The sequence below is a fragment of the Clostridium sp. 1001271st1 H5 genome (genome assembly GCF_005845215.1).
GTDB lineage: Bacteria > Bacillota > Clostridia > Lachnospirales > Lachnospiraceae > Enterocloster.
In genome coordinates this window covers 61,229-72,431 of the sequence record NZ_SPHO01000010.1, presented here as the reverse complement: position 1 = coordinate 72,431, position 11,203 = coordinate 61,229, and the positions used below count along the sequence as shown (strand labels likewise).

Sequence of the window (11,203 nt, the reverse complement as noted above, 5' to 3'; positions counted from 1 at the left end):
TGCATCCTGCATGAAAAGGAGAGAGCCCCGGCATACATGGGAAAGGGGATAAGAGAGGGGATAAGAATGAAAAAGCAGATGAAGATAGCAGTGGCGGGAATCGGATATGTGGGACTGGCCAATGCTGTGCTGCTTGCACGGGATAATGCTGTCTGTGCAGTGGATATTGTGGAGGAGAAGGCGGATATGATTAACAGAAGGCAGTCGCCGGTGGCGGAGGACGGCCTGGAAGCATACCTGAGGGAGGTTCCGCTTAACCTGCGGGCCACAACCAATGCAGAGGCAGCCTATGAGGATGCGGATTTTATTGTTATTGCCACGCCCACTGATTATGACCCGGAGAAAAACCGTTTTGACACAACTTCGGTGGAAACAGTGGCGGAGCAGGCGCACAGGGTGAATCCGGATGCCTGCATTGTCATAAAATCCACGGTTCCCGCAGGATATACCAGGAAACTTTGCAGCCGGTTCCGGACAGAACGAATTCTGTTTTCACCGGAGTTTCTGCGGGAGGGGAAAACACTGGAGGACAGCCTGTACCCGTCCCGTATCATCATGGGCGTGGATGCAGGAAGCGGGTTCCAGATGGAAAAAGGACGTATATTTGCAGGACTTTTAACAGATGCAGCCCTTAAGCAGGAAGTACCGGTCCTTTATATGGACCCGTCGGAGGCAGAGGCTGTGAAGCTGTTTGCCAATGCATACCTGGCCATGCGGGTGGCTTTTTTTAATGAGCTGGATACATACGCCCAGGTATACGGGTTAAACTCCGGGAACATCATTGACGGGGTTTGCCTGGATTCCAGAATCGGGGACCACTACAACAACCCGTCCTTTGGGTACGGAGGATACTGCCTCCCCAAGGATACCAGGCAGCTCCGGGCTGATTATGGGAACATACCCAACAGCCTTATATCCTCCATTGTGGATGCCAATGATATCAGGAAGAATTTTATAGCGGAGCAGGTCCTTAAAAAATCCGGGACAGTGACCGGAATCTACCGGCTGACCATGAAGGCTGATTCCGACAATTTCCGGCATGCAGCTATTTTGGGAGTTATGCAGCGGCTGGCTGCAAGCAATGCCCGGATGGTCATTTATGAACCGGCTGTCAGTGACAGGTCATTTATGGGAATAAGGGTAATCCGCAGTCTGGAGGAATTTAAGAGGATATCGGATGTAATCGTGGCTAACCGGTATGACGAGGAGCTGGAGGATGTAAAAGACAAAATCTACACCAGGGATTTATTCGGATGTGACTGATACAAAAGAGAAGGGCGGGGACAGCATGAAAATTGCTATGATTGGACATAAACGCGTGCCATCCAGGGAAGGCGGAATCGAGATTGTGGTGGAGGAACTGTCCGTGCGCCTGGCTGCCATGGGGCACCAGGTAGACTGTTATAACCGCTGGCACGGAGGAGGTGGAAATAAAATGCCCCGGGAATACAAAGGCATCAGGCTTATAAGGATTCCCACCTTCAGACGCACAGCCCTGAACGCCTTTGTCTATTCGGTTCTGGCGGCCGTCAGAGCGGTTTTTGGGGGCTACGACGTGATTCATTTTCATGCGGAGGGACCCGGGGCCATGGCATTTATTCCCAGGTTATTGGGTATACCTGTTGTGGTTACTATCCATGGGCTGGACTGGCAGAGAGTAAAGTGGGGAGGATTCGCCACAAGGTATCTGCGGTGGGGCGAACGGAACTCTGCCCGGTATTCCGATGCCCTATTGGTTCTGTCCATTGGAAACAGGCGCTATTTTAAGGATATATACAACCGGAAAGCAATCTATATTCCCAACGGGGTAAATGTAAAGCCTTCTCCGCAACCCGTGGAAATCGGCCGGGTCTGGGGCCTTGAACGGAACGGGTATATTCTTTTTCTGGCAAGGCTGGTACCGGAAAAGGGCCTGCATAATCTGATAGATGCCTATAAAATGACGGATACGGATAAACGTCTGGTCATAGCAGGGGAACTGACCAGGAATGATGCCTATGTGAAAAAAATCAGGGATATGGCCCAGGAGGATTCCAGGATACTGCTGACGGGCTTTGTCCAGGGGAGGGTGCTGGAGGAACTGCTGGCCAACTGCTCCGTCTATGTGTTGCCCAGCGATGTGGAGGGCATGTCCATCAGCCTTTTGGAGGCATTGAGTTATGGCGTCCGGTGCCTGGTCAGCGATATTGAAGAGAATCTGGACACAGCTGCGGGTTTTGCATCCAGTTTTCCCAGAGGGGATGTCCCCATGCTTAAGCAGCGCCTGGAAGGTCTTCTGAAACAGGATGAGGGGGTCCATGACAGTGTAGGGCAGATTGAATTCGTGCGCAGCCGCTACAACTGGGATTCGGCTGTGGAGCAGCTTCTGTGTGTGTATGAGGATGTGAGAAAAAAGGGAAAGGAAGAGGACAGGACGCAATGAAAATTCTAATTGTCAGAAACTTTCCAAGCTATATGGATGTCAGGCGCAGAACCTACAATATCCAGGAACTGGGGCTGGCAAAATCCCTTGTGCGCATGGGAAATACCTGCGGGGTTGTATTTTGGACAGACAGGGATGAGGAACAGATTGATTATGTGTTTGAGGAGGACAGACACATCTGTATTTATTACAAGAAGGGAATCAGCCTGTTCCATAACACGGTATTTCCAGGTATGAAAAAGCTGGCGGACAGCTATGACATTATCCAGTCAGGGGAGTATAACCAGCTGGAGACATGGCTGCTTGCAAAGCAATATCCGGGAAAGACAGTGGTCTATCACGGACCCTATTATTCGGAGCATAACCAAAGGTACCATGCCATGTGCAGGGTCTTTGACCTGTTTCTTCTGAAGACATATCTCAGAAACCGCACCAGGTTTATTGTTAAGAGCCGCCTGGCCATGCAGTTCCTGCTGTCCAAGGGAATCCTCCGGGAAGACATCAAAACCCTTGGAGTGGGCATGGATATGGACGCCCTGGAAACCTGCGGGGAAGAGATTCCGGAATATATCCGGGAGGCTGGGAGGAAAGGGACGGCAATCCGGCTTCTTTATATCGGCCACCTGGACCCGGGCAGGAACATCCTGTTTATTCTGGAAACCATGAAGGCTATCCTGGATATGGGACAGGAGGCGGTTCTGAACCTGGTGGGGACCGGGAAACCTGAGTATACAAAAATGTGCTGGTCATACGCACAAAGGGAGGGGCTTATGCCCTATATCCGGTATGCTGAGAGAATGGAGCAGAAGTACCTGTCCGGCCTATACCAGGCATCGGATTTCTTTCTTCTGCCCACCCGCTACGACATATTCGGCATGGTGCTGCTGGAGGCAATGTACTACGGACTGGCGGTCCTGACAACACACAACGGCGGTTCCACAATGATGATACGGGATGGGGAAAACGGATTTTGCCTGCAGCTGGATGCCGTAATATGGGCCAGGCTGATTGTTCGGCTTCACGGGGACCGGGCGCGGATGGAGCAGATAGGGCGCAGCGCCCACCGGACCGTGGCGGAAGGCTATACCTGGGACGTGCTTGCGCCCCGGTTCCTTGCCCAATACCGCCAGGTCCTGGACGGCGGCGGGGCTGGGCCGGTGTCCGGCTGAACACCCGGGACCGGATAAAGGGATGGAATGGGGGATGGAATGTCGGACCTGAAAAAGAATCTCGCTTATAACATGCTCTACCAGATACTTTTGTTTATACTGCCTCTGGTCCTGTCGCCCTATGTCTCACGGGTGTTGGGGGCCCAGGGCGTTGGAGTTTACTCATACACATACTCCATTGCGGGTATGGCTGCCCTGTTTGGGATGCTGGGAGTGAATCATTATGGAAACAGGAGCATTGCAGCGGTACGGGATGACCGTGAGAAGAGGAGCCGGGAGTTCTGGAATATCTGGTTTTGGCAGATTGTGCTGACCATGGCAGCCATGTCAGGATATGCCTGCTATCTTCGTTTCTTTTGCAGTCCCGGACTGCGCCGGGTGTCAGCAATCCAGATACTGACTGTATTAAATTCCATGGCGGATATTAACTGGATGTTTTTTGGCCTGGAGGAATTCAGGCTGACAGTCACGCGGAACGTGGTGATAAAGGGACTGGCTGTGCTGTCTGTATTTGCCTTTGTGAAGGAACAGAAGGATTTGTGGATTTACGTGCTTATCATGGCATGCAGCGTTCTTCTGGGCAATCTTGTGCTGTGGACGCAGGTTGGGAAATACATGGATTTCAGACGGCCGGAATGGACCAGGGCAAAAAAACATATTCCAAAGCTGGCTGTCCTGTTTGTACCGGTGGTGGCTGTGTCTGTCTATCAGAGGATGGATAAGGTCATGCTGGGCAGCCTCTCTGTCATGGAACAGAGCGGATACTATGAGAATGTAGAAAAAATTATCAATATACCCAAGGGCGTGATTACGGCCCTGGGTACGGTGATGCTGCCCAGGATGTCCTATCTCATATCCAGGGAGGAAACAGGGCTTATTGAGCAGTATACCGCCCGTTCCATGGAATTTGTCATGTTCTCATCCTCGGCCATGGCTTTTGGGATAGCAGCCGTTGCAAATGACTTTGCTCCTTTTTTCTTCGGCAGCAGCTTTGCAGGGACCGGACCCCTGATTCAGCTTATGTCGTGCACCATTATCATGGTTGCATGTGCAAACGTGGTGAGGACCCAGTATCTGATTCCGCGGTGCAGGGATAAGGTGTATCTTCAGTCCGTGTGGCTGGGGGCGGCTGTGAACCTTCTGGTAAACCTGTGTCTCATTCCTTCCCGCGGCGCCCTGGGGGCTGTGGCGGGAACCGTGGCAGCAGAGGGCTGCGTCATGCTGTATCAGATGTACTGTGTGAAAAGGGAACTGGATTTTTTTGTTTATCTGAGGTCAGGAAGCTGTTATATGTTCTGCGGCCTGGTCATGTATGCAGTGGTCAGGGCCATTGCAGAAGGGCTTCGTCCCCATATGGGGGGCGCCCGGCTCATTTGCTGTGAAATTCTGGCAGGCGCAGCTGTGTACATGGTTCTGGCAGCTCCCTGTGCAGTATATCTGCACAGGGCCGGCTTCAAAGAATACTGGAACGCATGGAAGGGAAAACGGAAGTGAGGGATTATGAAGGATACATTGGTCAGCGTGGTCATTACCACATACCACAGGGATTTTGAGATGGTAAGAAAAAGCATTGATTCCGTATTCAATCAGACCTATTCACGGCTGGAGCTCATTGTGGTGGATGACAATGGGCCGGATGCAGACCGGTACGGAATTGAACAGGGGCTGGAACAGTATAAGGACCGGGAACTCCCTGTTTATTATATACGGAACCAGGTGAATCTGGGGGCCCAGGTTTCACGCAACCTGGGAATTCTGCGCTCACATGGCGCTTACATCGCCTTTCTGGATGACGATGACTGCTGGATGGCGGAGAAAACAGAGCATCAGGTGGCAGCGTTTGCAAAGCCGGATATGGGACTGGTGTACTCCAAGGGGTATCAGGTCAGGCTGGACAGCAGGGGAGCTGTCAGGGACAGAAGGCCTTACAATATGTCTGCAAGTTTCCTGGAGGAGGTCAGCTTTCAGGATATGCTGTACGGTGATTATATAGGCACCACTTCCCAGGCAATGCTGCGCAGGGAGGTCTTTGCTTCCTGCGGTCTGTTTGACCCCGGACAGCCTGCCAGGCAGGATTACGAAATGTGGATACGGGTGAGCCGCAGCTACCGGTGCGCAGGGGTGCCTCTGTACCTGTTTGAGCATGTGCAGCATGAAGGGGAACAGATTACCAAAAGCAGCAGGAAGGCCTTTGACGGCCTTTCAAGGGTTTATGCCATATACAGGCCATATGCAGGCCGCACCAGCCGTTGCCACTTCGGATTTCTGCTGGCCAGACAGTGCTTTCAGAATAAAATGTTTCTTAGGGGAGCCGGGTACTGTATGGCTGCGGGGGCATACCTGTTCCTTGCCCTGCTGTCTGAACCGGAAGAGCTCAGATTCAGGAACAGCCTGCATACAAAAAGGCTGAAGGGTACAGCGGTATAGTATGGATGATTTCCTATCAGATGTTATGAAAAGGTGTATTCCGGCGGCAGCCTATATCATGTTTATGACTGCCGCATTTTATGCCTCCGCTGAATACCGGGGCGGACTGCCTGTTCTGCCGGTGAATATGCGCTATGTGATGGACGTGATGGTCATTTTACTGGCTATGCTGCGTGTTCTGGTTACCGCGGATTTTCAGGGATTGGGGTTTGTGGCCCGGATGTCCCTTATATGGCTGGTGCCCCTGGCCGGCATTGAAGTCATATCTATGATGATATGGCTGGTTAATTGCCCTGAAACAGGCTTTATTGTCCGCGGCACCATCAATATCTTGTGCGCTGTGCTGAATGTGCTCTGCATAGCCGCGGCCTACTATATGTTCGGCGAAAAGACGGTCTGGTATACCCTGGGCGCCATGGCACTGACCGTAACCCTTGTTATGGCGGATGTGATGCGCCGTTTTGGGGCAGGCCGTGTGATAGCGGAATATGTACAGCTGCTCAGTACCTTTGCCGGAACCACGGGAAAGGCCATGGAACAGATGGAGATGCATGACCTGATGCAGGGGCTGGGTGTGTTTTCCATGTACTGCCTTTTCTGTATAAAGGATTACCGGCGCTATGCAGCCGGGTTTGCGGTTTCGGCTTTCTTTTTTTCAGTGGGATTAAAGCGGATTGACGTGATTGGAATTCTGATGGCCTGCGGGGCCGGGGCTGTATATAACCGCCTGCCGTACAAGGGAAGACGGGTATTTACCGTTGTTATGGCAGCCCTTGTCTTCCTGTTTGCGTATGGGTATCTGATTCTGATAAAAAGAGGCATGTATACTTCCCTGATGGAAGGCCTGGGAGTCAATACCATGAGCCGTGACCACATTTATGAGTTCTACAAGGATTTTTATGAAATCAGCCCGTCCTTCAAAGGAAATGGAGTCCGCTATATATTCAAGATGTGGTCGGATTACCATAGCTTGGGCAGGGGACTGGCGGTGGAGGACATGCCCCACAATGAGTTTATGACATATTATATTGAACTGGGGTTCTGGGGATTCATATTCTGGCTGTGGAGCAATACATGGTACAGACTGGAATTTGTCAGGAAACGGTTTGGCGCGGAGTCCCTTCCCCTTTTAATCATGTCAATTATATACATGTTTCTGACTTACGCAACCGACAATACATTTTTCTACTATTCCATCAATATTGCCGTGTATGTCTGCGTGACAGCATATGCGGACAGGCGCAGGAGTGGGGGATAGAGGAGGTGAAGGAATACCATGGAGGATATAAAAAAGAAGCTTGGATTTCTGTCTGAAGCAGCCAGGGGAACATGGGTAAGGCTGCTCCTCTGTTCCATCCTGTGCAGCGTTCTTCTGTGCTGCCTGTTTTATTACAGAAGCCGGAATACAGCCGTTATAGGGTTTTCTTTAAATTATGAGGAGGCTTCCAGGGGACTGAATCCAAACGGTACTTACTTCAGCGTCTATGAACTAAAGTCCGAGGAGATACTTGCCAGGGCGCTGGAACTGGCCGGGGTCACGGAAATAACACCGGAAGAGCTGGCTGAAAACATAAGCATTGACCTGCCCGATGATTATAAGGATGAATATGTGGTGACCCAGTACAAGGTGATTTATAAGAAAAACAGGGGACTAAATGCAGTCCGCACAGAAGATATGCTGCTGATGATTTACTATGCATACCTGGAGAACTTTTATAAGGAATATACAGATAACCGGGAAATACTCAGTTATGAGCCAGGAAAGCTGAGCGGACTGGAATACAGCCAGGCAGCCAGCTACTATTATATCAAGCTGTCTCTTATCAGTAAGTATCTGGAGAATAAAGGGAGCTACAACCGCAGTTTTACAGGAGGAAACGGAGCCACATTCCAGGGCCTGGTGGGGGAGATAGGAAATATAAGAAAGGTGACGCTGGCAAATTTCCGGTCTTATGTGACGCAGCTGGGTCTTTATAAAGAAAAGAAGGAATTTGTCAGGGTGCTGGATTACCGGAATTACCGGGACCGTATGAACCATGAGCTGAGCAGCAAGATTCACGGGCTGTATGAAGAATGCATTGAAATGTATGATTCCAGACTGACGGGAATCGTTATGGTGCCCTCCGTGGACAACCAGGAAAAGTTCTATATGTCCAAGACCAAGACCGGTATTGACTACCTGGCTGAGAATTCAGTGAAGGCAAAGGAGGAGCTGGAACAGAAGCAGGAGGAAATTAAATCCAGACAGGCTGTCAGGGACAGCATTGCAGCCTCTGTAAATCATCCCTCCGGTATATCCAAGGCAAATACCATGATGGAGGAGATGGATAAAAAGATAGAGGACATATCCCGCAAAGCCATTGCACTGGATAAAGAGTATTCAAGATACAACAGTAAAAATTATATTACACTGAACGCGGAACCAAGGGGACTTTTAAGCAGGATTAACCTTCTTCCCTCCATTGCTGTCCCGGCTGTGTTTTATGGGGGAATTGTCTGCTGCATGGTTTATAAGGAGAGAAAGAAAGGGTTGGAGGAATAAGAATTGGAGCATTTTCCGGTCATACATTACATAAAAAAATGGAAATATCTGATTATCGTGTTCATGGTCATGGGCGGCTCCATATTTTATATGTTTTTCAACAGAAGGCAGGTCTATACGGCGTACACCCTGATTACCTACACGAATGAAGGCGCTGTAAACGGAAAGACGCCCAGCGGGGCGGACCTTGATGTGAGTAAGATATACGCCTCCAATGTGGTATCCAGGGCAATTGAGTCTTTGGGCATGGACCTGGAAGTGGATTTTGTGCGCAGCGGCATAACCGTGGAGCCTGTCATCGATGAGGAGGAGCAGACCAGAAAGGAGGCGCTGCTCAGCGAGGGCGAGGTATATGAGGCGAAGCCAACGGAATATTATATCTCCTTTTCTGTTGGAAGTGAATACTCAGAGGACTTTGCCAAGAATGTACTCAATGCAGTCGTAAGCAGTTACCTGACCTATTATGGGGAACGGTATGTGGCCCAGTCCATTACGCCGAACAATATTGAGAACCTGTCGGGCAGCCAGTTTGACTACATAGACAAGGTAGATATCATAAAACAGTCCATTGAGGATATACTCAGCTACCTGAGGGCCAATGACGAGAATTTCCGTTCCTCCAGGACCGGGTACAGTTTTTACGATTTGACCTCCCTTTACACCTTTATCCGGGATGTAAGCATTGACCGCCTTTACGTGGATATCCTTTCGGGAAAACTGACAAAGGACAGGGATGTACTGGTGGAAACATACAAAGCCGACATCCAGAGCCTGAGGCTGCAGATGGAGCGTGAGACAGAGCAGTCCGACGGCCTGCTGGACCTGATGGAACAGTACAATCCCAAAATACTGACCGCCCAGGAATACAGCGCCGCATTCAGGGGAGAGTCAGCATCGGACTCCATCATACTGCAGGACATCTATGAGAGGACGGACGACATGGGAAACCCTGTGTACAGTGAGAATACATACGATACACTGATGAATCAATATGTGTCCTACAACAAGATGAGATACGAGCTGGAGAAGAAGATAGAGGAAAAGGAGTACATACTCTCCATGTTTTCAGAGGAGACAGCGGCCGACCGGTCTGTCAGCCGGGAGGAGACGGACAGGAAGCTGGATGCCCTGACCGTACGTCTCAACGAACTTTATGAGCTGTTTTATCAGACTGGCCAGGAATACAATGATTACCTGGTGGGAAAAAATGTGGCAATCAACAGCAGTGTCAAGGCCCGGGAAAAGCTGAACCTGAAGGTGTATCTGGCTATCACGCTGCTTTTGTTTTTCGGTGGAGGCTGCGTGGGGGCTGTTATCCTGGGAAGGCTGGGGGAAATCATTGAACGGACCTTATACATAGATAAGAAGACAAAGCTGCCGAACCGGCTGAGCTGTGACGAGTATATCAAGGCCATGAACCAGCGGGGAATGGTGGAGCTGTGCACCTGCGTGAACCTGAGAATTATGAATCTGAAGGATATCAATGTAAGGCTGGGACGGGAGGCAGGAGATAAGATACTGCGGGATTTGGGCAGGATTCTGGATGGACTGTCAAAGGAATATGGATTCATCGGATATAACGGCGGTAACAGCATCCTGTGTATTCTGGACAAATGCCCCTTTGACAAGGCAGTATTCATGCTGGAGATTCTGAAGGACCGCATCAGGCAGGACATGGAGGATAGCTCTGTGAAAATCACGGCCCAGCTGGCAGAGTCCGGACGCATGGGCATATACAAGATTTATGAGCTCATTAGCTGTACCTATGAACAGGAAGAGAGGACAATCTGGTGAAATTCCCGATATTAAAGAAAAAGAAACTAATCCTGGCTGCCATTTCCATTGCGGTCATGGCTGCAGCACTGGCCTGGAAAATCAAATGGGACGGGAACCAGTTGGAGGTGTCGTTCTACCATGTGGAGTCAGATAAGATTCTCAACGGCTTCCGTATTGTACAGCTGTCTGATTTACACCTGAAGGAATTCGGGGAAAAGAACAGGGAACTGGTGGAGAGAATAGGAAAACTGAAGCCGGACATCATTGCGGTAACAGGAGATATGAACATGGTCCGCAACGACGACTATCATGTGGTGCTGGAGCTGTGCGGGCAGCTGACCCAAATTGCTGATGTGTATTACGTCATGGGCAACCATGAATTTGTGGACTTCGCTGACAGAAAGACGGAGATTGCAAAGGATATAGAGGGGACAGGGGTCCATCTGCTCACAAACGCGTCGGAAAAAACCACGGTCAATGGAAGCCTGATTGAAATAGGAGGACTGGTTAATGAAACAGCCAACTATGAAAAGCGGGGAGGAAAGAAGTTCATGGATAAGTTTATGGAGGACCCCTGCTTCAAGCTCCTGCTGGTCCACTATCCTGAGTACTTTCTGGATGGGATTGAGGACCTGCCCATAGACCTGGCCCTGTGCGGCCACACCCACGGCGGAGTCATACGGATTCCCTTCATAGGAGGACTATATGCCGGGGAACAGGGAATCTTCCCGGAGTTGACGGAAGGGATGCACGAATTGGGGAATTCCACTGTCATAGTAAGCCGCGGCCTTGGAAACAGCCACAAGATTCCCAGAATCAATAATAAGCCGGAACTGGTTGTGGTGGATGTCAACTGGTATTAAGGCG

Annotated in this window: 9 protein-coding genes; all 9 read left to right on the top strand. The window is 50.4% G+C overall.

Translation table 11 applies throughout. The features are described 5' to 3' along the window. The first annotated feature begins 66 nt into the window (after positions 1-66). Genes FGS84_RS16160 through FGS84_RS16120 form a run of 9 tightly spaced genes read left to right on the top strand, consistent with a single transcriptional unit; the run spans position 67 to position 11,199 of the window. Positions 67-1,263 carry a nucleotide sugar dehydrogenase gene (locus FGS84_RS16160; RefSeq protein ID WP_347563843.1) on the top strand — a complete coding sequence of 399 codons (1,197 nt, stop codon included), beginning with the start codon at positions 67-69 and terminating at the stop codon, positions 1,261-1,263. A 37-nt stretch (positions 1,264-1,300) separates the two neighbouring features. Next, positions 1,301-2,422, top strand: a complete 1,122-nt coding sequence (locus FGS84_RS16155) for a glycosyltransferase family 4 protein (RefSeq protein WP_138309713.1) — start codon at positions 1,301-1,303, stop codon at positions 2,420-2,422. Further along, positions 2,419-3,591, top strand: coding sequence for a glycosyltransferase family 4 protein (locus tag FGS84_RS16150; protein ID WP_138309568.1), 1,173 nt, complete (start codon positions 2,419-2,421; stop codon positions 3,589-3,591). The genes FGS84_RS16155 and FGS84_RS16150 overlap by 4 nt, the downstream gene beginning before the upstream one ends. Positions 3,592-3,630: 39 nt before the next feature. Then, the gene (locus FGS84_RS16145) at positions 3,631-5,085 is read left to right on the top strand and encodes a flippase (RefSeq protein WP_178332214.1); all 1,455 of its coding nucleotides are present in this window, start codon (positions 3,631-3,633) and stop codon (positions 5,083-5,085) included. Positions 5,086-5,091: 6 nt separating this feature from the next. Continuing rightward, positions 5,092-6,018 carry a glycosyltransferase family 2 protein gene (locus FGS84_RS16140; RefSeq protein ID WP_138309566.1) on the top strand — a complete coding sequence of 309 codons (927 nt, stop codon included), beginning with the start codon at positions 5,092-5,094 and terminating at the stop codon, positions 6,016-6,018. 25 nt (positions 6,019-6,043) lie between these two features. After that, complete coding sequence (locus tag FGS84_RS16135) at positions 6,044-7,276, top strand: O-antigen ligase domain-containing protein (RefSeq protein WP_243129996.1); 1,233 nt, start codon at positions 6,044-6,046, stop codon at positions 7,274-7,276. Between the two features lie 18 nt (positions 7,277-7,294). Then, complete coding sequence (locus FGS84_RS16130; protein ID WP_138309565.1) at positions 7,295-8,560, top strand: hypothetical protein; 1,266 nt, start codon at positions 7,295-7,297, stop codon at positions 8,558-8,560. A gap of 3 nt (positions 8,561-8,563) precedes the next feature. Beyond that, positions 8,564-10,354, top strand: coding sequence for a diguanylate cyclase (locus tag FGS84_RS16125; RefSeq protein ID WP_138309564.1), 1,791 nt, complete (start codon positions 8,564-8,566; stop codon positions 10,352-10,354). After that, positions 10,351-11,199, top strand: coding sequence for a metallophosphoesterase (locus FGS84_RS16120; protein WP_138309563.1), 849 nt, complete (start codon positions 10,351-10,353; stop codon positions 11,197-11,199). Before FGS84_RS16125 ends, FGS84_RS16120 begins: the two co-directional genes overlap by 4 nt. Positions 11,200-11,203: the final 4 nt, after the last annotated feature.

Excerpts from the sequence above, each read along its gene's own strand:
- FGS84_RS16160 (WP_347563843.1), top strand. The coding sequence starts at position 67 with ATGAAAAAGCAGATGAAGATAGCAGTGGCGGGAATCGGATATGTGGGA.
- FGS84_RS16130 (WP_138309565.1), top strand. The coding sequence starts at position 7,295 with ATGGAGGATATAAAAAAGAAGCTTGGATTTCTGTCTGAAGCAGCCAGG.
- FGS84_RS16145 (WP_178332214.1), top strand. The coding sequence starts at position 3,631 with ATGTCGGACCTGAAAAAGAATCTCGCTTATAACATGCTCTACCAGATA.
- FGS84_RS16135 (WP_243129996.1), top strand. The coding sequence starts at position 6,044 with ATGAAAAGGTGTATTCCGGCGGCAGCCTATATCATGTTTATGACTGCC.
- FGS84_RS16155 (WP_138309713.1), top strand. The coding sequence starts at position 1,301 with ATGATTGGACATAAACGCGTGCCATCCAGGGAAGGCGGAATCGAGATT.
- FGS84_RS16150 (WP_138309568.1), top strand. The coding sequence starts at position 2,419 with ATGAAAATTCTAATTGTCAGAAACTTTCCAAGCTATATGGATGTCAGG.
- FGS84_RS16140 (WP_138309566.1), top strand. The coding sequence starts at position 5,092 with ATGAAGGATACATTGGTCAGCGTGGTCATTACCACATACCACAGGGAT.